This is a genomic window from Nostoc sp. 'Lobaria pulmonaria (5183) cyanobiont' (assembly GCF_002949795.1).
Lineage (GTDB): Bacteria > Cyanobacteriota > Cyanobacteriia > Cyanobacteriales > Nostocaceae > Nostoc.
Genome location: NZ_CP026692.1, coordinates 6,130,295 through 6,152,739, shown reverse-complemented (window position 1 = coordinate 6,152,739; position 22,445 = coordinate 6,130,295). Strand labels below are relative to the sequence as shown.

Genomic DNA, 22,445 nt, shown 5'->3' with positions numbered 1-22,445 from the left:
GGCATTGGGCATTGGGTATTTGTCTTCAATTCAGATATTGATGCTCTGAGGAATTTTAGAAGGAAGTAGATATTCATAGGGTGGACGGTGCAAATTACGTTGCTTGATGGTGTCTTCTACCTGCTGAAGATTATTGTGGAATGCTTGTAACAATGGTTTTACTTTTTGGTCTGTAAAGTATCCTTGCTGATAATCGCCCAGCTTGTTATAGTACACAGACCCCAACAAGCTGAGTAGGTTGTATTGCCGTTGTGCCTGATCTAAGGGAGGGAGTAAATTAAGGTAGTCTTGCTCAGTAACTTCTCTTTTGAGAGTTGAGGCTGGTAAATAACCTGCCAATGGAATCGCTGCGGCGTAGCCCATAAAATCTTTTTGCGGAAAGTTAACCGCAGCGTGTTGAGCGCTAGCAGTGAAAATAATCAGCGTAGTCGCATCAATAAGATAATTGCGCGTTTTGATGCCTCCATCTTCGCCAAAATCGGGGATGCGACCACCATCGTAAGCGGAGATTTCTGCTGCCCATGTTTGCAAAGCTATATCTTTCTGAATGTCTTCATCCGTGCTGTAGTAAAGGTTCAGGTAGTCTAAAACCCATTGATGAATGGCATCCCAGACTAGTAGTGCATCATCTCGGTAAGGATAAATAGGCAATAGGTTAAGATCGTCTACACCGCGCTGTTGGAATTGCTTAGGTAAGATGGCACTATTAAAACCATAGCTTTGTAACCCTAGCACTGCTAAAACGCGAGAGTTGTCGATTGATGCTGAGAGTAATCTATCGACACCACCGCCTGGAGCTATGAGAACACGTTGAGCGGCATCGTTAATTGCTAAAGTGCTGTCAAAATGCGGGTGTAGTAGAATTCTTAAAGGATGGGTAAGTGGCAGTTGTCGAGCGGTAGCGATCGCAAAAACACCAATTAACAAGTGAGTTCTTGCTAGGTGAGTAACAGCTTCGTGGAAGTTGGCATCTGCTATTTGGACTACTGTTTTGGCAAAAAGCCAAGAGTATTTACCGGAGTTAGGGGTAACAATCGGATAATCTGGGCCTGGGGTTTGACCGCATTGAATGGCTATCGGACGCAATAGACGGGTGGGGTCTGAGCCTTTGGGTAAAGCAAACAGTGCTAGGGGAGCATAGAGATATTTTTGCTCGTGTGGGAATGTACCGTTGACCGCACCATCTAAAATTTTATAGTCAGCTAAGTAAAGCCTGCCTTCAAGTCCGGCTGCTGCTAATGAATCGTCAGTTCCCATTACTCCTTGGTAATGTTCGTCTGTGACTGGGAAGCGATCGCCTAGAGTCGTTACTCGCTCGATCGTCACGGGATTGTAGCCAGCCACTCGCATGTAGGCAAATACTTCATCTTCTTGGTAAGTTTTAGCGATCGCTGGTACACCAATCACTGGAAACAAATTTTCGTAGTCTTTGAGACTGGTTGCATGTCCTGTAGGCTGTCCTTCATATAGAAGGTTAATTATCCTATTTAGAGCATCTCTGAGGATCACAAGTCCGTTTTCTTTCAAAATAGAATAAAAAAGATCGTCGAGTTCTCTAAGATCCTTAGATATGCCATTGAACAAAAACTGAGGGATAATTTGCAAGATTCTTACCAGAATGCTGATTCTGACTGGTACTGCTCCCTTGAGCAAGGCTTCTAAAATAAACCTTCCGACATCATCACGAATCGATTTAGAACCTTGATTGCCTCTGTTGACAATCAAGGTATTGATAAACACAACTCGTAACTGCTGGGCTAATAAAAAATACCAGTTAGTGGTGAACTCTTCGGCAATAGAAAGCCGATCTAGCATCGCAATAGATGGTATATGGATGTAGTTATATTGATACTGTTGCCTAGCTATATCTAAAGTATGAGTACTTGATGAACTGATTGAATTATCTGGTGATGAAGCAGTCATTGACTCTACTCATGTTTAGTATGGGGAACTTTAATAGTTTAGGATAAACAGGTTTGAGTTAGCTAAACGTATTATCGCAATCAAGTTTAAAGTTACGATTTTTCTCAAGAAGTTTTCTGGATTTTATCAACTCTTGAACCATGCACCAAATTTAGAAATATTGCCATAAATATTTAGCAACACAAATAATATTAGCCAAGATTTAGAAAAAATTCTCAAAAAAGACTTTCATACTAAGGTCTTGTGTTTGAGTTGACATTTGAACCACTGAAACAATATCAGGAATATGACTATCAGATTCTTCCTCTGCTGCCGATGTCTCCAATGCTTCTTCTGCTTATAGAGCGATCGCATATTTTTCTATTACTTTCCTCTCTCAAAAATCTATCTCTACCTCACTGCCTTTATCCTTCAACAGTTAGAAGCAGCGAATTTTGCTCCATGCAAAGCTATGAAGGCAAGTTTTCATACTGTGGCAAAAGGATAAATTTGTGGATATTAGCAGACGAAATTTACTGAAGGTAGTTTCTGCTTCTAGTTTAGGTGGAGCCGGGGTATTTGCTTTACAAGGTTTAACTAAACAGGTTTTAGCGCAAAATCAGTCTACCCCACTCCAAACTAAAAAAGGTGAAATGCTTTACAGGCAACTAGGACGCACCAAAGAACAAATATCTGTAATTGGTCTAGGTGGTCATCATATTGGTAGACCAAAAGATGAACAAGAGGGTATTGAGTTGATCCGTGCTGCTCTTGATCGCGGGATTAATTTTATGGATAATAGCTGGGATTACCATAATGGAGGTAGCGAAATTCGCATGGGTAAAGCTCTGCAAAATGGTTATCGTCAAAAAGCTTTTCTGATGACTAAAATCGACGGTCGCACAAAGGCGGCGGCTGCTAAACAAATTGATGAATCTTTAAAACGTTTGCAAACAGACCGGATTGATTTGTTGCAGCATCATGAAGTCATTCGCATGGAAGACCCAGACCGGATTTTTGCCCCTGGTGGTGCAATGGAAGCAGTTGTGGAAGCACAAAAAGCTGGCAAGATTCGCTACATAGGCTTTACTGGACACAAAGACCCTTTAGTACACCTGAGAATGTTGGAAGTTGCCGATCAAAACAACTTCCGTTTTGATGCAGTGCAGATGCCGTTAAATGTTATGGATGCCCATTTCCGCAGTTTTGAGAGGCAAGTCTTACCCAGACTGGTTCAAGACGGAATTGCTGTACTGGGGATGAAATCAATGGGCGATCAAAACATTCTCAAAAGCAATGTGGTCAAACCGATCGAATGTCTGCATTACGCGATGAATCTGCCAACTTCAACGGTGATTACAGGCATTGAAAGTATGCCCATCTTAAACCAGGCTTTCGAGGCGGTACGTACTTTTACACCTATGAGCCAGGAACAAGTTAGAGCATTACTGAATCGGACTCGCCAAGCTGCTCTCAAAGGTCAGTATGAACTGTTTAAAACCACTAACCAATTTGATAGTACAGCCAAAAATCCTGAGTGGTTAGGATAAGTTTTAGCTAGGGCGTGTTTGAAAACTAAGGTTCACAGCAAACAACCGTATATCTTGCTGTGGGCACAAAACTGGCAGAGCAGCTGCAAAATCCAGAACCAAGTACAATTTTGCGTAAAAGCGTAGCGTTTTTAATGCAGGGAGATGCATTGGCATTGCAGGGGCACGCACTAACATTGCAGAGAGATGCATTAGTATTGCAGAGGGACGCATTGGCATTGTATCGGGATGCAATGGCATTGCAGGGGCACGCATTAACATTGTATCGGGATGCATTGGCATTGCAGAGGGACGCATTGGCATTGCAACGTATTGCCAAATTTAATTCGCTACAAATTAATGAAATGCTGTACTAATACCAATTCTGTATAATGATGCGCCAAATTATATAAGGAACGAACCGCAAAGGCGCAAAGGACACAAAGGAAGAAAGAAAATTTGGCGCAGCCTCACAAAGAAATGGTATAAGCGATCGTGAGTTGAAAGTGTTGCGCCTGATGGAAGTACTGAAAAAATGTCATCATAGTTAAAGTGAAAACATTTTGGAGACAAGACAACGGTTTACGCACGCCCTTTAGCACGGTTAATTGAACAATTGCAACGCCTACCGGGAGTTGGCCCCAAAAGTGCCCAACGACTGGCTTTGCATATTTTGAAGCGACCAGAAGCAGAAGTAGAAGCTTTGGCACAAGCTTTAGTTGAGGCAAAAAAACAGATAGGCTTGTGTTCTGTTTGCTTTCATTTATCTGCTGAACCTGTTTGTGAAATTTGCCGCAATCCCAACCGTGACAACAACACTATCTGTGTTGTTGCAGATCCTCGCGATGTGATTGCGCTGGAAAAAACTCGCGAATACAAAGGCAAGTATCACGTTTTGGGCGGGGTGATTTCGCCAATTGATGGAATTGGCCCAGATCAATTGACTATACTAGCTTTGCAGCGCCGGGTGAGTCAGCAAAAACCTCAAGAAGTAATTCTCGCAATTAGTCCGAGTGTAGAAGGGGAGACAACAACCCTGTATATCGGTCAGCTACTGAAACCATTTACCAAGGTGACACGGATTGCTTTTGGTTTACCTGTAGGTGGCGATTTGGAGTACGCAGACGAAGTGACTTTGGCGAGGGCGTTGGAAGGACGCCGCGAGTTAGATTAAATTTTGTTTATTTTGCTGGTTAATCACTTTCTAGACTATTGACTGTACATAACATCCGATCGCAAGACGTACTTTTGTCCCTGGATAATAGTAGCGCCTTCATATACTAGTTTGTGGACAAAACACAAGCCTAATGATAGTGTATTCCTCATCACACAGTACGGTTCAGTTCAGCCTAAAATCCAATGAACAGAAATAGAGTTTTAGTCATGATTTTGACCTAGTAAATCTGCAATCAAGGTGAGTAATTCAGTTGGTTGTACTGGTTTGGCAATGTGTTTCTGAAAACCAGCTGCTAAAACTCGATCGCGATCGCTTTCTCCTGCATAGGCGGTAAGAGCGATCGCCGGAATTTCCCCGCCCTCCTCTTTGGGCATGGCTCTGAGCATCTTAATCAAGCTGTAGCCATCCATTTCTGGCATTCCTAAATCACTGATTAATAAATTAGGTACAGCCTGTGCGATAATTTTAAGCGCCTCATTTACCGATGCTGCGGCAGTTATCAACGCCCCATTCTGTTGTAGCAAGAAGTGCAGAAACTCACGTGTGTCAACATCATCATCGACAATTAATACTTTTAGTCCACGCAGAACTGACGAGTTAAATTTCTCCCCTGCTCCTCCTGCTTCCCCTGCACCCTCATTCTCCTTCATCACAGGCAGTCTGACAGTAAAAACTGCTCCCTGTCCAATTCCGGGACTGGCTGCTCTTACAGTACCACCATGCAACTCTACTAAGTGACGAACTATTGCCAATCCCAATCCCAGTCCGCCAAATTTCCTGGTTGTGCTGCTATCGGCTTGACGAAAATATTCAAATACTTGGGGTAGAAATTCAGGGGAAATACCTTGACCTGTGTCTTTAACTTGAATTAGTGCAGAGTGGAAAGTTAACTCACCACTCAATGAGAGACTTACTTCCACTGAACCACGAGAGGGAGTAAACTTGACTGCGTTTGAGAGTAAATTCCCGACAATTTGCTGTAAGCGATAATAATCGCCTAACACTTTACTAGCCTTGGGGTCAACCTGTACTCTAATCTGGATAGATTTGGTTTCGGCAATTAACCGGACTGTTTCCAATGCAGCATCAATTACAGCTACCAGGTTAACAGTGGCAAAAGTCAGGTTCAACTTACCACGAATAATTCGGGAAACATCCAGCAACTCATCAATTAATTGAATCTGCAATTGAGCATTTCTTTCGATGGTTTCCAAAGCACGATTTGTAGTCACTTCATCAAATTTGCGGCTTTTGAGTAGCGATGACCACCCTAAAATGGGGTTGAGGGGCGATCGCAATTCGTGGGAGAGAATAGCCAAAAACTCATCTTTATTCCGGTTTGCCTGTTTGAGTTCCTCAGCTTGTTGCCTGAGTGCCTTTTCTAATTGCTTCCTGGGGGTTAGGTCAAGAATAAAACAAATCCAAGACGCTGGCTCTCGCTCCACCAAAGCACCACCAATTAATATGGGAATGCGGGAACCATCCTTGCGGATGTATTCTTTTTCAAAGGGAGTACATATCCCAACCGTTAAAAGTTGTTCTAGCCCCTGCCGATCGACAGCATGATATTCAGGTGGGGTGATGTGTTGTCTGTGTACCTTAGCCGTTAATAGTTCCTCTCGTGTATAACCCACCATTTCTAAAAAAGCCTCGTTCGCCTCAGTAATGTAGTCAGGAGTGGCGAACATAATGCCAATAATGTTGGAATCTACTAACCGCCTTAATTGAGTTTCACGCTGGCGCAAATCATTTTCTACCTGTTTGCGTTGGGTAATATCCTGGGTAGTACCCATCATCCGTACTGCCTTCCCCTCAGCATCATAAAAGACGCGACCTTTGGCAGCAATCCAATGAATGCTAGCATCAGACCAAACGTTGCGGTATTCTAGATCACAGTCAACATTTTCTTCAATAGAGCGGGCGATCGCTTCATGAATGCATTGGCGGTCTTCTGGATATACACAGTTGAGGAAAATCTCAAAGCTGATTTCGGCTTTTAGAGACAGTCCAAACAGCTGCCGACATTTGTCTGTCCAAATTAACTCGTTGGTAATGATATTCCAAAACCACATACCCAGTTCAGCAGCATTAGTGGCCAACCGAATCCGTTCTTCACTCTCGCGCAGATTTGTTTGAATTTTTTGACGTTCCCATAAAGCAGCTTGCTGTTCGGTAATATCAGTACTCGCACCAACTACCCTAACTACCTGACCATTTGCATCCCGGACTGCAAACCCCTGGTCTTCCACCCACAAATAACGGCCATCCTGGTGACGTACTCGATACTCAATCCGATAACGGTTTCCATTGGCCATACTAGCCATGAACTGGTCATTAACTCTTTGTTGGTCATCGGGATGGATGCGTTCTTGCCACCACTGGAAGGTAGGTTCCGTTTCTTGTTGTGTGTAGCCAAAAACCTGGGTTAGACCCTGAGTTCTTTCCACTGTATTTCTCCCAATCTCCCAGTCATAGATTAGGCAATTAACCGCAGCTGCTGCTAGCTCAAACCTTTCGTTACTTTGCCGCAGGGAAATTTCTATATGTTGTCGCTCTGTAATATCAAAAGCGATCCCCAAAAGATATTGCGGCAATCCATCAGCAGTTCTGCTGTGCACAGTATCATAGCTACAAAACCAGCGCCACTCACCATTGGCGTGTCGAATCCGGTATTCAAAGCTGAGGACTTCACCCTGATAAGCAGAATTAAATTTTTCAAAATAGCTAGGGAGTCGAGCCAAATCTTCAGGGTGTAAAAGTTGAGTAAATAACTCTTTTCCCATCGCCTGGATTTCTGCTGGTGTGTAGCCCCAACCTTGAGCAATTTCGTAATTAACGTAAGAATTTCGCTGCTCAATTAGATCATAAATGTAGATTATCCCCGGAAGAGTGCCAGCAATTTGTTGAAACAGATGATGACTATCCCACAGTATTTGAAATTCATCTACATCAAATCGTTGAGTATCTTGTTCGCAACTACAGTCCTCCTGGAACTGAGTATGCTTAGATTCCGTAATATCCGAAAAAGTTGTCACGATCGCATACAGATTACTTCCTTCAATTTGAAACAGAGGTTGCGAGGAAAACAATAGCCAGACTAGCTCACCATTTGGCTTATAAAAGCCACACACCACATTTAAGCAAGGTTTACCTGTTTTTTGGGTAACGATCGCAGGGTGAGTTTCACTGAGTAAAGGAGAGCCATCTTCATGAATAAACTGCAACTTGGGATCGAGCAAACTTTGCCCCACAAGCTGTTGTGCGGTCAGTCCCAAAATGCGATCGCTAGCGGCATTGCAAGCTTGGATAGTGCCATCAGCCAACTGAAGCACCATTCCTTCTTCTTCACTGGCTACTAGCAAAGATTTTGCCTTTTTACTAACTTGCCGATGCAGCAGCTTGTGATTAGCCAGCTGGTTCTGGAACTTTTCCGCGTCTGGCATTCTAAAAAGTTAATTAAATAATTTTAAAGTTAATCTCAGATTAAGTGGCTGATCATCACATAAATTTTAGGGCAATTTCTTCCATCTTGAGGCAGAAGCAGCGATCGCTACTTCTTTCACTGGTTTATTTTTTACCGCATCTTTATAGGACAAGGAAAGGGGGAGACAAGGGAACAAGGAGAAAAAAGAACTCTGTTAACGAAACAGTGCTGAGTGATTTTAATTTACTCAGCACTCAGCACTCCTGAATCAACCCCCAACATGAATACCAGGTCGCATGTGGGGATTCTTTTCAGCCCGACGCAGTACTTCACGGGTAACTACAGCAATGTCACCTTCGCCGAACAAGATAAAACGCAATAGGTATTGTATGGGATTTCCCTCAACCCAGCCGAAGTAAGCATGGGGAATCTTACCTGTTTGGTCACGAATGTAAAGTAGTAAAGCTGCGATCGCATTCGGTACTGCTGCACTTTCAGCCCGGAGGATGCGATAATCACCAACTTGTACCCCTTTTACTACGATCACATCCGCAAATTCTGAAGCATCGGATACATGAATTTCTAGAAACAGAATTGGATCGTTGGCTGGAATATGGTTGTCTTCGCGTACCTCTTTCTCTTTCATAAAATACTCTAGGACATCGCCCGTATTCAACCGATTTGCAATCAGTCGTATTGTTCCCTGGCTATCTTCGGCAAAGAATTGCCTAGCAAGTTCGTCAACTTCAATCCGCTCTGCTCGCAGTTCTGTTGAACGCCAAACACGAGAAACCAGCGAGGTGAAAATGATCGCACCGATGAAAAACCCAGCAATCTTAATCCCTTCTGGTCTTTCGATGATATTGACAATGGTGGTATATAAAAATAACAGTGTAATGATGCCAAAAACGAGTTTGGCCCGCTTCTGTCGATGACGGTGAGCTGATAAGGTGACGGCAAAGGCGGCTGAGGTGATCAACACAAGCACACCAGTTGCATAAGCCCCGCCTTGCGCTTCTACACTTGCTTTGAAGATAATTGTGACCACAAAAGCGAGCGCTGTGTAGACTAACACTAATGGTCGGGTTACTCGTGCCCAATTGGGTGCCATGCCATAGCGTGGTAGGTAGCGAGGCACGATATTTAACAGCCCTGCCATTGCAGATGCACCTGCAAACCACAAAATAGAAATAGTACTTAAATCGTAAATTGTGCCAAAGGCATTGCCTAAATACAAATGTGCTAAATAAGCAAGGGCCCGTCCGTTGGCTTTGCCCCCTGATGCAAATTCTGCGGTTGGAATCAGTAGAGTGGTTATAAAGCTGGTGGTAAGCAGAAAGAAGCTCATAATCAGAGCAGCAGTGGTGAGCAACTTGCGTGTATTCCGAATCCGCCCTTTGGGATGCTGTGGAGTGCTGTTACTGCTACCTTTAACCAGGGGCATAACGGTAACACCAGTCTCAAAACCTGACAATCCCAGCGCTAGTTTGGGGAAGATGAGGAGAGAGATGCCGATTAGCATCAAAGGATTGGAATGGCGTGCAAAAAGTGCAGTTTGCCAGTTCGCGATCGCTTCTGTGTGAGTTAATATCTGATACACACCGACGCCAACGACAATGAAGTTCAACAGCAGATAAGCTGCCACCAAAACTACTGCAATCCCAATGGCTTCTCGGAAACCTTTCAAGAAAACTGCACCTAGTAGTGCAACTAATATCAGGGTGATTGCGATCGTCTGATTGTGAAACCAATTTGGTGTCAGCGGATTTTCGATGATATGGGCAGTAGCATCAGCAGCTGACAAAGTAATGGTAATAATAAAGTCAGTTGCCACAAAGCCAAGTAAGCACAGTACAAGTAATTTGCCTTGCCACCAGGGAAGTAAACGCTCTAACATTGCGATCGACCCTTCACCATGAGGGCTTTCGGCAGCAATGCGCCGATAAATTGGCAACGCTCCAAAGAGCGTCAGCAAAACCAGAATCAGGGTAGCTATAGGAGAAAGAGCGCCAGCCGCTAGTGCTGCAATCCCTGGTTGATAGCCAAGGGTCGAGAAATAATCTACACCAGTCAAGCACATCACCTGCCACCAAGAATGCTGGCGATGTGCTTCTTCCTTGCGGTAAGGCCCTTTTTTCTCTTGTCGGTTTTCTTCAAGCAACCAATGGATTAACTGGCTGCCGAGCCGTTTTGTTGAAACAATTGATTTAGCCATCAAATACGGTTGTGTTGCAAAAGTCGGCTTTGTGATTTTTTTAAGCCTTCGTGGTTTATTAAAATTTTTAACTACAAAGGCATAGCACTATTATTGTATGTTAAGCATCCTGTCCGATTTACAAAATATATAGTAGCTGTTCACAGTCGTCTACCAGATCAAGATCGGTTGCAGGTTTTGGTATAGGAATAATCAATACCGCAACCGTATATTTGGGGGTTAACGCTTTCGTATCCTTAGCACCTTCAAGCTGTATCAGTTAAAAAAAACGCCGCTGCTAAACAAGGTATGTACGCAAATAACAAATCAGCCCTAAAACAAAAGTCACTTTTAGTTATATGATGTTTATCTAACTGACCATAAAATAATTAACCTGCTAATCTATAACTCTATTTGTATAGACGCAGACTTTAGTTTGATGGAATTATGGACATATAGTCGTATACAACATACAGGCAATGTGTTAGATAGGTTCCCAGCATCATGTGAACCCGTCTGTCCCAACTACACTAATTCAGATGTTTGACAATATCTGCAAATTATTAGTTGAGAACTTCTCCAGTGATTTCGCTACGTGGTTATTAGGCGAATCTATTAATTTAACAGAACTAAGTCCAAAAGAATTATCTCTCGAACCGATTCGGGCTGATGCTCTAATTCTGTTGCAGTCAGAGCAAAGCATATTGCATTTGGAATTTCAAACCCAAGTCGATCCGGAAATTCCTTTTCGGATGATTAACTATCGATTACGAGCATATCGCCGCTTTCCAGACAAAGCAATGCATCAAGTCGTAATTTACCTCAAGCAGACAAATTCAAATTTGGTACAACAAAATACATTTACAATTGCTGGCACACGACATGAATTTGCAGTTATCAGACTTTGGGAACAACCAACTGAAGTATTTTTGAGAACACCTGGACTTTTACCTTTGGCAGTGTTAAGCAATACAATTGCTCCAGAAGTTATACTTAACGAAGTGGCACGGGAAATTAACAGTATTACAGAATTAAGAACTCAAAGTAATATTGCTGCTTCTACAGCGATTTTAGCTGGTTTAGTATTAGATAAAGAGGTTATTAAACGAGTTTTGAGGTCAGATATTATGCGCGAGTCAGCGATTTATCAAGACATTTTGCAAGAAGGTAAGGCTGAAGGCAAGGCTGAAGGCAAGGCTGAAGCTTTACTTGAAGTGGCAAGAAATCTATTTAGTACTGGTATGCCATTAGAACAGATCGGCAGAGTTACACGGTTATCAATTGAGCAGTTACAGTATTTACAGGCAAGTGAGTCTCGTGAGTCCAATCAATAAATAATCGGTGCAGTCAACCTGCACCGATTACCAAGTCTCACTCGAATTGAACAAACATCCCATTGTTTCACGCCAATGCTGAAGCTTGCGGTTTGGCAAAAATCATTCTTCCTGCTGTAGTTTGCAAAGCACTAGTAACTACTACTCGCAGTTCACCACCCACATAACTGCTACCTTCTTCAACAACTACCATTGTGCCGTCATCTAGGTAGCCAATGCCTTGACTGGGTTCTTTGCCTTCCTTGAGAATTTTCAAATCCAGGTTGTCGCCAGGTAAATAACTGGGACGGACGGCATTCACTAAATCATTCACATTCAAAACAGGTACTTTCTGAACACTGGCAACTTTAGACAAGTTGTAGTCGTTGGTTAGCAGTGTGCCGCTAATTTCTTGGGCGAAGCGTACTAACTTGGCATCCACTGTGGGAATATCTTCGTAGTCAACTGCATTAATCAGGATGCGATCGGGATAATCTTCCTTAATGCGGTTGAGAATTTCTAGTCCTCGCCTTCCCCGTACCCGCTTTTGGTCTTTGCTAGCATCCGCTACTTGTTGAAGTTCTTGCAAGACAAACTGCGGTACGAGAATTTGCCCTTCCAGAAACCCTGTTTCTAGTAAGGCTTCAATACGACCATCAATAATACAGCTAGTATCTAAAACTTTGGTATTGGCTGGTTTTAATGTTCCTTCCACTACCATTGATTCGACGGTGTTAGGATTAATGAACCGCAATAAGCCTCGCCCGTGGGTGTCTGCCAAATTCATACCAGTGACGGAGAGGATAATACTACCGACAACTGCCACCAATGGCTTAATAAATCCAAAATCTGCCGGGATAGGGAGCAAAAATAGTGGGGCTAGCATCAGGTTGGCTAGTAATAGCCCAATTACTAAGCCAATGGCACGAGTTAAAATCACTTCCAGAGGCATTTCCTTAACTTGTGATTCTAGGCGACGATATGTCGTCTGGAAACTCAACCCGATCGCACCACCAATAATAGCGGCAAAGACGGCAACAACTAAGCGTAAAGCTTCTAGATTCGTTACCTGATCTAGCGCCCCACTGGGTAGTAGTTCAATACTGTAGAACCCTATTCCCGACGCTGCTAGGATAAATGAGAAAATAATAATGGCGTCAAGCATGGTTGTCTTGTTTTCCTGCAACTGTGTTAACCGATAAAGTTAAGTATTTTTTATTTCATCGGTAAGATAAACTGATCAATATTGACTTACACTAGGGGTTTAGGCTGACAATATCTGCAATTATTATAACTAAAGGCTTTTATCTTAATATTTTTCATTGTTTCGTTGTAAAACGACAAAAACTTGTAAATAAACTACTCATTTTGTAAGAATTCAGAATCCAAAAAGTCAGAATTAAGAAGACTTTGATACCCAAACTTAATAATTTTAATAAAATCAAGAAGTGATTGCACGCTTGATTTTACAATTATTCTGGCTCCTGACTCCTGAGTCCTGAATTCTTTCCTCATTTTCATTGTCTCTAATTTGCAGTTAGATTAACTTAAAACTTTCTCAAAATGAGTAAAAAATTTAGTATTTCTGGAATTGCGAGTTCTGCTTATGTGCATATTCCCTTTTGCAGACGGCGGTGCTTTTATTGTGATTTCCCGGTGTCTGTTGTTGGCGATCGCTTGCGGGGTGAAACATCTGGTACTATCTCCCAATATGTTGAGGTGCTATGTCAAGAAATTGCCATTACACCAGCATTTGATCAACCCCTAAAGACAATTTTCTTCGGTGGTGGTACTCCTTCACTGCTATCAATAGAGCAGTTACAACGGATAATCACAGAGCTACAGAAGCATTTTGGGATTGCGTCTGGGGCAGAGATTTCTATGGAAATTGACCCAGCTACCTTTGATTTAGCCCATATAGCAGGCTATGGCAGTGCAGGCGTGAACCGGATAAGTCTGGGTGTACAAGCCTTTCAAGCAGAATTATTGCAAAGGGCGGGGCGATCGCACTCAGTTGAAGATATTTTTGCAGCAGTGGAACTAATCCACCAAGTCAAGATTCCCGTATTTAGCTTAGACTTAATTTCTGGATTGCCGCATCAGTCTTTAGATCAATGGCAGGATTCTCTAGAAAAAGCAGTGGCGATCGCACCCACTCACATTTCCATTTACGATCTTACCATCGAACCAGGTACAGCCTTTGGTCGTTACTACAAACCTGGCGATACTCCAATGCCGACAGATGAAGCCACAGTCAAAATGTACCAGATGGGTCAGCAGGTTTTAACTAGTGCAGGTTATGAGCATTATGAAATTTCTAATTATGCTCAACCTGGTCATCAGTGTCGGCATAATCGAGTGTATTGGGAAAACCGCCCTTATTATGGCTTTGGTATGGGTGCGGCGAGTTATGTTGAGGGGAAACGCTTCACTCGTCCGCGCAAAACTAAGGAGTATTACCAATGGGTACAAGCTGGCGGTGTAATTGATTGTGATGTGACTCCCCCAAAGGAGGTATTGTTAGAAACGTTAATGTTGGGGTTGCGTTTGGCAGAGGGTTTGAGTTTGGCGGCGTTGGTAGAGGCGTTTGGGGAAGAGAAGGTGGAGGAGATTTGTCGGTGTTTGCAAGGGTATTTTGAGAAAGGTTGGGTGGAAATTGCAGAGGGAAGGTTGCGTTTGATCGATCCCCAAGGGTTTTTGTTTTCTAATGTAGTGTTAGCGGAGTTGTTTGAGAAGTTGGGGTGACGAACTGCTTATGCAAAAAAATAAAGTTAGAAAAGCTGTAATTCCGGTAGCTGGTTTCGGTACTCGTTTGTTTCCAGCTACTAAAGTTGTCAAAAAAGAACTTTTCCCGATTATCGATCGAGATGGTAGGGCAAAACCTGTGATTCTCGCAATTATTGAAGAGGCAATTGGTGCTGGAATTGCAGAAGTGGGGATCGTGGTGCAGCCGGATGACAAAGAAATATTTGCAGATTTATTGAAAAATCCACCCAAAAAAGAGCTTTTACAAAAACTCTCACCAGAAAATCAAGAATATAGTCGATATTTGGAAGAATTAGGTAGCAGAATTACCATTTTGTTACAAGAGGAACAATTAGGCTATGGTCATGCGGTATTTTGTGCCAAGGATTGGGTACAAAATGAGCCGTTTTTGCTGATGTTGGGCGACCATATTTATGCATCTGATATTGAAAAATCTTGTGCGCATCAAGTTTTAGATGTTTACGAACAACTTAATCAAAACATTGTTGGCTTAACTACAATGCCAGCAGAAATTATTCATAAAGCTGGGTGTATAACAGGAGTTTGGCAAGAGTTAAACTCGATTTTGTCAGTTACACAACTCTATGAAAAACCGACTATTGAGTATGCACAACAGCATTTACGTGTAGAGGGAATGTTAGAAAATGATTTTTTAGGTATATTTGGCTTATATTTACTAACGCCGAAAATTTTTGACTTTCTCGCAGAACATATTAAGCAAAATTTTCGAGAACGAGGGGAATTTCAGTTAACATCTTGTCTGGAAAGATTGCGTCAGGAAGAGGGAATGACAGGATATGTTGTTAAAGGCAAGTGTTTTGATACAGGTTTGCCAGATGCTTATCGTCAGACAATGATTGATTTTAGAAAAATATAGATTAATCTCAGTTCAATTCGTTTGTCTGGGAGGATCTCACTTTTTAAGATGGCTCAAGCAGACAGTAATCCATTGAGGTAAGCAGAGCGCTGAACAAGGACTTGAGGCATCTTGAAACTATACCGTTTAATTTGCCCCTGGTAACAGCCTCCTGTTTTTTTGTTAAAGCAGTTTTCAGGTAGATGAGTTACAAAATGCAGGACTCAAAATCAGACACAAAGAATTTCTACTTCCTTCCTACTGCATCCTTAAAAAACTACCTCAAAACTAGCGGTAGTTAGAGTCGGAAAAGAGTTAGTACCTAATTGTGCAAATTTACCCCCGGAATTAATCTCAGCAAAATCATCCGCGGAACCATTCGGGTTATAAAAGAGACTACCATTTGCGCTATTATAAACGATCGCCGCACTACTACTTGCAGCCAAAGTATCGTTCGTCACTGTGGCAAAGTCTGCGGAATTTAATTTAGTTGGGAAGACTGAGTTACTTAGAGCGGTAAAGGTAGATTTAGATAGTTGGATCTTGTCTTGCTTAGGAGTGAAGTCACTAATAATATCAACTCCGAGTTCCCTAATATCAAACTTCGATCCTGTTGCAAATGCAAACTTATCTAAACCAGCGCCTCCTTCTAGTAAGTCATCCCCACTATCTCCCTGTAGGTAATCGTTGCCTTTGTTCCCGATCAGAATATCTTTTCCACTACTGCCAAAGAGAATATCATCACCGTTGCTCCCCTTGAGGATGTCGTCATCACTACCCCCATCTATTCTGTCTGCACCAGCTCCACCAACAAGGATGTCAGAACCTGCCCCCCCATCAATGTAATGATTACCAATAACACCAGAAAGCGAAATACTGTCATCACCATCCCCAGCAAAAATAACCTTATCGCCAGGCGAAAAATCCCTCCTACTAAAGGTATCGTCTCCATTTGTGGTAGCAACATCAGTACTTATCACATTTCTGGCTCGAGCAACTGCCTCTTTTATGGCATCAGCAAAATTCTCACTTTTAGAACCAAGAGTTAGTACACTACCTCGACCAAGCTGGGTAACTAGTGTCTCGTAATGACCTGCAACATCACTCGTAGTTAGAAAAATTGGAATAATGTTATTTGCTTCTAGCGCAGTTTTTACTTGTCCGATCTCTGGATAATCTTCATAAGTATCAACTATACCATCTCCATTATTGGCAATAGTATCACTTGGACTAACTGCTGCCCGATCGCCAGCAACGTGATAAATACTATTGGTGGCTATTATAACAACACGAAATGAACCTACTCTGTAACCAAGACTGCCACCACTATCTAAAGCTGCATACAAGAGTGCGTCTAATTGTGATTCTGACCCATCATTGCCACCAAAAGCTTCAAAGTTAAAGATTTTGTCTTTAACTGTTGTGACATTATTTGTCAAAGCGACTTCTGCTTGATATACATAGTCAGCGTAACCCCCAAAAGGTGGGAGTGGCTTATCCTTGAAAGAGGCAATACCAAATTTCAGGTCATCACCAAAGATACTTGCTAACGTCGGGTTGGTTAAGCGATTTACCGTCGCCGGAAGTACGGCTTTAAGCTGGACTAAATTGTCATCAGATGACGATGTTAAGTCTTGTAGCAGAACAATATCAGATACTAAACTCATAGTTTTTCCCTCTGACTATTTTTCTTCATGAGCTGTATAGCAAAGTGCCTGAGTAGTATTTCAGCTTGATATTAGCAGGGTTAATTGATTTAAGATAGTACTTAAACTGAAGAAAATATAATCTCTTTGAATAAATATTTGCTGTGTCCTTACTCAGGCTTGATTTCGTTTGTCTGGCGCTTGTGGTGCTGAGTTACCGAAGAAAGGCAGGAGGCAGAGGGCAGGAGGCAGGAGGAAGAAAATATATTTTTTACCCTCTGCAACTTTCTTTTAGAGCAAGTAAATTTATTTATTTTCGCGTAGCATGTCGTAGACAAGAAAGAATAAAATATGTATTGCGAGGTGCGTAGCGAATATTTACTGCCTCCTTATTGAAACGAAACCGATAAAGAAATTTAGGGGGTTTACCTCCTGCCTTCTGCCTTCTGCCTCCTGCCTCTACCGTACTAAGGTTCTAATCGCAGACTTAACGAGAGAGAATGTCACAAGATATGAGTTAAGCTAAAGTGCGTTAATGGGTGAGCAGTGAAGATAATGCTTTGGATTAGAGGATGAATCAGTATTTTGCAACGGTTGCTCGCGGATTAGAAACCCTCGCCGCTCAGGAGTTAGAGCAACTGGGTGCTCATTCCGTGGAGCCGGGGTTTTGCGGTGTAGCCTTTGAGGGCGATCGCACCCTACTTTATCGCGTCAACCTCTGGGCTAGGCTACCGTTCCGAATCTTGGTGAATATCGATGAGTTTCCTTGCCTTGATGCCAAGGATCTCTATCGCGGTATCCAGACTATCGATTGGCAAAACTATCTCACGCCAGACATGACGCTGGCGGTGAATGTCACGGGCAAAAATGATCGCCTCAACCACACCCACTTTACATCTCTCCAGATCAAAAATGCGATCGTTGACCAGCAGCAAGAAAATCTGGGTGAACGTTCAAATGTAGAGCTTCATGACCCAGATGTGCGGATCAATGTTCATATTGAACGCGATAGTTGTACCGTCAAACTCGACAGTTCTGGAAATAGTCTGCACCGTAGAGGCTACCGCCCTGCGGTTGGAGCAGCCCCTCTCAAAGAATCTCTAGCTGCTGCCCTAATTCAACTTTCGGGTTGGCAACCAGACCAGATGTTCTACGATCCTCTCTGTGGATCTGGCACTTTACCCTTAGAAGCTAGCTTAAAGGCACTGAACATCGCACCAGGACTATTTCGCGATTGCTTTGGATTTGAAAATTGGCTCGATTTTGATCTGTCCCTTTTAGAAAAGCTGCTGCAAGAAGCTAAGGATAGCCAACTGGATACCCTGCCCGCGCCTATTTGGGGAAGCGATCGCGATGAAAATATAATCGAGCAAGCGATCAACAATGCTCAAAACTGCGGCGTTGATAACCATGTATGGTTTTCTCAAATGGAGCTTGCCGATGTTGTCGCCCCCGCAGACAGTGGGGTTTTATTCTGCAATCCACCTTACGGCGAACGGCTGGGGCGAGATAGCGATCTAGGGGCGTTCTATAAACTTTTAGGTGATGTGCTGAAACAACGCTTCAAAGGCTGGACTGCATTTGTCCTGAGTGGCAACAAGGAACTGTCTCAATCGATTGGACTAAAATCATCCCAACGGATTGCAGTGTACAACGGAACGCTGCCCTGTCAGTTAATGAAATATGAACTGTACTAAGTACAGCATTTCATTAATTCGTAGCGAATTAAATTTGGCAATACTTTGCAATGCCAATGCATCCCAATACAATGTTAATGCCTCCCCCTGCAATGCCAATGCATCCCGATACAATGTCAATGCGTCCCTCTGCAATGCCAATGCATCCCGATACAATGCCAATGCGTCCCTCTGCAATGCTAATGCATCCCTCTGCAATGCCAATGCGTCCCTCTGCAATGCTAATGCATCCCCCTACATTAAAAATGCTACGCTTTTACGCAAAACTGTATTAAGACAGAATCGATCAGATTTTGCGATTTCCGATTTGTAGTATGTTTGAGGCGATCGCTCTCAACTACTTTTGCTCAGTAAAAAATACATTGCCTGAAAATTTTGTGACACTGGGGATGTGCTGTATTGTCGGAGCTTGTGAGAACCGCGACCTAAATCTGCTGTTGCATGGCATTGGCTATCTCGATAGACTCAATCTGAATCGGTGATATTTTCAATCCTCTTTAATAAATTTAAATTAAGTCAAACAAACTTGAAACTATGTGTAGGTCTATATTCTGGCAGTTAGTATGACAACTGTTGAAACAAGTGACAGTATAATCAGTGACTGACAATCTGCAATTTATTTATCGTTAAAAGGCAAGGGTATTTATGTCAGACCAATTCACCTTTACCGTTACCAATAAAACTGAATTGGCAATTACAGAGTTGTGGGTATCTATCGATGATGAAGAGTGGGCCTCATTTAACTTGGGTGAGTCAGGGATTCCATCAGGTGAAACAGCAACAATTGCTTGGGCTGAATATACGAATGGTTCGCCCTGTGAATGGTACATTTCTGCTGTATTTGAAGATGAATCAAAAACTGAGTCAGCCCTATTTAACTTCTGTAAAGAACCAGCTTTAACAATCGGATAAATTCTGCACTGCGATCGCCTACGCGGGCGTGTACGCCATCGCGCTTGATACATGATTCTATATCGACTCTAGACATAAAAACAAAAGCCCTACCTCGAAAGTATCTAGGTGGGGCTTGATATTAGAATTGATATGTCCCTTTTAGAGAAGTTGCTCGAAGAAGCTAGGGACAGCCAGTGAGACGCCCTGACTGCGCCTATTTGGGGAAGCGATCGCTCTCAACTACTTGGACTTTGCGATCTTCACAGTTTACCGTAGGTATGGCGATCGCCTTTTTGAAATTGACAATCTAGTACAACACGGCGGAAATAAACATACCCTTCGGGTTCACCAGTCGCCTGCGGAGGGAAACCCTCCCACAGCGCTGGTTCACCATTTCAATTGGCGCAAGAGCTTGGAATACAATTTTTTTGACTTTTGACTTTTGACTTTTGACTTCCGCTTTGCGGTACTAGTTACTTGAGTAAACGAATAAAGCTGGCTTTGTGATTTGGCCTAATTTGTCGGGCTGAAACAGGTTTCGTCCTTGCTTATCAGACAAAGCTGTTTCTGACCTAAATCGGTTTTGAATTTCACCTGATAAGTTTCGTTTTCGGCAGGCAAAGTTTTTGTGTAGTTATTCGCTCTATCGCAGGAAAAGTCACGAGTGAAAGATGTTGGAGACCAATTAATTGTCATCGTACTGCCGCTCAGACTGACTTTTCCTTTTCGAGATTGGAAAATTTGCTGGTTGCAGCTGCCGCTCATTACGTTCATTATTCCCGTAAATTCGACTGTTCCGTTCGGCATAAATTGATAAGTGAAACGCGAACCGTTTGATCCGATATATGCGCCACTCGTGCTTACAGCACTGTTTCCGGTATGCGTCCAGACCCATTTTCCAACTATAGACGAAATCTCTCCAACGCTATCAGATGAATTATCAGCATTATTTGAAGCGGTTTCGCCTGCGTGTGCGCTATCGTAAACAGACAGCAAAAGTTTAGCTTTTGCATCATTCGGTAAATTTCGCAATTGCCCTACATATTCTCCGTTAAATGCCTGCCGAATCCGGCTTTGTTCCTCTTCATTCTTAGCAAGAGCTTGTGTATAATTGGAAATTAAATTGTCAATGCTTTTTCTGGTTCCATCTGGGTCTTTGCGAAACTCATTTAATTTGATTGACTGATATTGATTGCGCTGTTCGCTAGTGAATTTAGCTGAAAATGCCCATTCGTAAAAAGCGATAACTTTATCAATATCCGATTTGTTAAGAGATTCGTTTTGAGCCGTTACTAAAACTTTACTTCCAGCAGCCTGGGCAGAAATATTTATAGTCGCTCCGTCCATCAAAACGATAGATAAAAATAAGATGGAAAAATATTTGAATTTGTTCATCATTACTTTAATTCTATGCATTCACTATTTCAGATTTTACGATCGCCATTCTTCAAAATACTTAAAGCCACCGCCTCCGCAACCTTAATCCCATCGATACCAGCCGACAGGATTCCGCCTGCGTATCCCGCGCCTTCCCCACCCGGATAAAGACCGACTGTATTTAAACTTTGATAATCTTCTTGGCGCTTAATCCGAATCGGTGATGAGGTGCGGGTTTCTACCCCAGTCAATACGGCATCGTCCATTGCAAATCCTTTAATTTGTTTATCAAAAGCGGGAAGGGCTTCACGGATGGCGGCGATCGCATAATCTGGTAAACTCTGACTCAAATCACCCAAATGTACCCCAGGTGTATAAGACGGTTTAACAGTGCCCAATGCTGTAGAGGGGCGATGGTTGAGAAAGTCTCCCACCAACTGCCCTGGCGCTTCATAAGTTCCACCGCCCAATTCAAAAGCCTGTTCTTCCAAGCGCCGTTGGAAGTCAATTCCCGCCAAGGCATTGCCCGGATAATCTTCAGGGGTGATGCCGACAACTATCGCACTATTGGCATTGCGCTCATTGCGAGAGTATTGGCTCATCCCATTGGTAACAAGTCGCCCCGGCTCTGATGCGGCTGCGACTACCAAGCCTCCCGGACACATACAGAAACTATAGACGGAACGACCATTTTGGCAGTGGTGAACTAGTTTATAATCGGCAGCACCTAAAAGCTTATGACCAGCCTGAGCGCCGAAACGACATTGGTCGATGAGAGACTGGGGATGTTCAACCCGAAAGCCGATGGAAAATGGTTTAGCCTCGATGTAAACCCCGCGATTAAATAGCATTTGGAAGGTATCACGGGCGCTGTGTCCCACCGCCAGAACCACATGATCGCTGGCGATATATTCCCCATTAGCGAGGGTGACTCCCCGCACCTGTCCATTTTCGATGTTGATATCTTCCACCCGACTTTGAAAGCGAATTTCACCGCCGAGGGATTCGATTTTAGCACGCATACTTTGGACGATTCCGACCAGTTTGAAAGTGCCGATATGCGGTTTGTTGATATAGAGAATTTCCGGTGAGGCTCCCGCATTCACGAGTTCGGTTAGCACCTTGCGCCCATAATGCTGAGGATCTTTGACCTGACTGTAGAGTTTGCCATCGGAGAATGTACCCGCACCACCTTCGCCAAACTGGACATTGGATTCTGGGTTGAAGTCTGATTTTTTCTTCCAAAAGTTAAAGGTATCAACGGTGCGATCGCGGACTTGTTTGCCACGTTCTAAAATGATGGGACAAAAGCCCATTTGTGCGAGCATCAAACCCGCAAACAATCCACAAGGCCCAGTACCAATCACGATGGGGCGAATCGCCAAATTGCTGCTAGCTTGTGCTACTGGGCGATAACTCATGTCTGGCGTGGCAATCACATGGGGATCTTTTTTCAGGCGCTTGAGTAGATGAGTTTCCTGAGTCGTTTCTACATCCAGAATATAAACAAGGTTAATCTCTCCTTTCTTACGGGCATCATAGCTACGCTTGAAGATGGAATAGCTGATCAAATCTTCGTCCGTGATTTGCAGCTTTTTGATGATGGCAGTCTTGATCTCATCTTCAGGATGATCAAGCGGGAGCTTTACTTCTGTTAGTCGTAACATAGC

17 protein-coding genes are annotated in these 22,445 nt (G+C 43.0%); 9 read left to right on the top strand and 8 right to left on the bottom strand.

Features of this window, described 5'->3' with window-relative positions:
- Positions 1–30 precede the first annotated feature (30 nt).
- The gene (locus NLP_RS27265) at positions 31–1,923 is read right to left on the bottom strand and encodes a lipoxygenase family protein (protein ID WP_104909059.1); all 1,893 of its coding nucleotides are present in this window, start codon (positions 1,921–1,923) and stop codon (positions 31–33) included.
- A 491-nt stretch (positions 1,924–2,414) separates the two neighbouring features.
- Between NLP_RS27265 and NLP_RS27260 the strand changes: the two genes are divergently transcribed.
- The 3 genes from NLP_RS27260 to recR all read left to right on the top strand — a co-directional run bounded on the left by NLP_RS27260 (position 2,415) and on the right by recR (position 4,605).
- Complete coding sequence (locus tag NLP_RS27260; RefSeq protein WP_104909058.1) at positions 2,415–3,452, top strand: aldo/keto reductase; 1,038 nt, start codon at positions 2,415–2,417, stop codon at positions 3,450–3,452.
- Between the two features lie 59 nt (positions 3,453–3,511).
- Positions 3,512–3,808, top strand: a complete 297-nt coding sequence (locus NLP_RS27255) for a hypothetical protein (protein WP_104909057.1) — start codon at positions 3,512–3,514, stop codon at positions 3,806–3,808.
- 239 nt (positions 3,809–4,047) lie between these two features.
- Positions 4,048–4,605, top strand: coding sequence for a recombination mediator RecR (recR, locus tag NLP_RS27250; RefSeq protein ID WP_234017084.1), 558 nt, complete (start codon positions 4,048–4,050; stop codon positions 4,603–4,605).
- Positions 4,606–4,808: 203 nt separating this feature from the next.
- On the opposite strand, the gene NLP_RS27245 is transcribed toward recR, so the two are convergent.
- Positions 4,809–8,051: a PAS domain-containing protein gene (locus NLP_RS27245; protein WP_104909055.1), complete on the bottom strand. Its 3,243-nt coding sequence runs from the start codon at positions 8,049–8,051 to the stop codon at positions 4,809–4,811.
- A gap of 249 nt (positions 8,052–8,300) precedes the next feature.
- Entirely contained in the window at positions 8,301–10,247 is a 1,947-nt protein-coding gene (locus tag NLP_RS27240) for an amino acid permease (RefSeq protein WP_104909054.1), read from the bottom strand.
- Positions 10,248–10,765: 518 nt separating this feature from the next.
- On the opposite strand from NLP_RS27240, the gene NLP_RS27235 reads away from it, so the two are divergent.
- Positions 10,766–11,560, top strand: a complete 795-nt coding sequence (locus NLP_RS27235; RefSeq protein ID WP_104909053.1) for an Rpn family recombination-promoting nuclease/putative transposase — start codon at positions 10,766–10,768, stop codon at positions 11,558–11,560.
- 67 nt (positions 11,561–11,627) lie between these two features.
- On the opposite strand, the gene NLP_RS27230 is transcribed toward NLP_RS27235, so the two are convergent.
- Positions 11,628–12,704: a PIN/TRAM domain-containing protein gene (locus NLP_RS27230; RefSeq protein ID WP_104909052.1), complete on the bottom strand. Its 1,077-nt coding sequence runs from the start codon at positions 12,702–12,704 to the stop codon at positions 11,628–11,630.
- A gap of 398 nt (positions 12,705–13,102) precedes the next feature.
- Between NLP_RS27230 and hemW the strand changes: the two genes are divergently transcribed.
- Positions 13,103–14,284 (top strand): radical SAM family heme chaperone HemW, encoded by a 1,182-nt coding sequence (gene hemW, locus NLP_RS27225; RefSeq protein WP_104909051.1) that lies wholly within the window; start codon positions 13,103–13,105, stop codon positions 14,282–14,284.
- Between the two features lie 10 nt (positions 14,285–14,294).
- Complete coding sequence (locus NLP_RS27220; RefSeq protein WP_104909050.1) at positions 14,295–15,182, top strand: UTP--glucose-1-phosphate uridylyltransferase; 888 nt, start codon at positions 14,295–14,297, stop codon at positions 15,180–15,182.
- Positions 15,183–15,430: 248 nt separating this feature from the next.
- Here NLP_RS27220 and NLP_RS27215 read toward each other — a convergent pair whose 3' ends face one another.
- Positions 15,431–16,828: a hypothetical protein gene (locus tag NLP_RS27215; protein WP_104909049.1), complete on the bottom strand. Its 1,398-nt coding sequence runs from the start codon at positions 16,826–16,828 to the stop codon at positions 15,431–15,433.
- 551 nt (positions 16,829–17,379) lie between these two features.
- Between NLP_RS27215 and NLP_RS27210 the strand changes: the two genes are divergently transcribed.
- Complete coding sequence (locus tag NLP_RS27210) at positions 17,380–18,504, top strand: THUMP domain-containing class I SAM-dependent RNA methyltransferase (RefSeq protein WP_104909048.1); 1,125 nt, start codon at positions 17,380–17,382, stop codon at positions 18,502–18,504.
- Here NLP_RS27210 and NLP_RS27205 read toward each other — a convergent pair.
- Entirely contained in the window at positions 18,481–18,723 is a 243-nt protein-coding gene (locus NLP_RS27205) for a hypothetical protein (protein WP_158680554.1), read from the bottom strand. The two genes, NLP_RS27210 and NLP_RS27205, sit on opposite strands and share 24 nt — an antisense overlap.
- A gap of 74 nt (positions 18,724–18,797) precedes the next feature.
- On the opposite strand from NLP_RS27205, the gene NLP_RS33675 reads away from it, so the two are divergent.
- Positions 18,798–18,986 carry a hypothetical protein gene (locus NLP_RS33675; protein ID WP_158680553.1) on the top strand — a complete coding sequence of 63 codons (189 nt, stop codon included), beginning with the start codon at positions 18,798–18,800 and terminating at the stop codon, positions 18,984–18,986.
- A 163-nt stretch (positions 18,987–19,149) separates the two neighbouring features.
- Positions 19,150–19,416: a hypothetical protein gene (locus tag NLP_RS27200; RefSeq protein WP_104909046.1), complete on the top strand. Its 267-nt coding sequence runs from the start codon at positions 19,150–19,152 to the stop codon at positions 19,414–19,416.
- Positions 19,417–19,911: 495 nt separating this feature from the next.
- Here NLP_RS27200 and NLP_RS27195 read toward each other — a convergent pair whose 3' ends face one another.
- Both NLP_RS27195 and NLP_RS27190 read right to left on the bottom strand, forming a co-directional pair.
- Complete coding sequence (locus tag NLP_RS27195; protein WP_158680552.1) at positions 19,912–20,814, bottom strand: hypothetical protein; 903 nt, start codon at positions 20,812–20,814, stop codon at positions 19,912–19,914.
- Between the two features lie 8 nt (positions 20,815–20,822).
- Positions 20,823–22,442: an NAD(P)/FAD-dependent oxidoreductase gene (locus tag NLP_RS27190; protein ID WP_104909044.1), complete on the bottom strand. Its 1,620-nt coding sequence runs from the start codon at positions 22,440–22,442 to the stop codon at positions 20,823–20,825.
- Positions 22,443–22,445 lie beyond the last annotated feature (3 nt).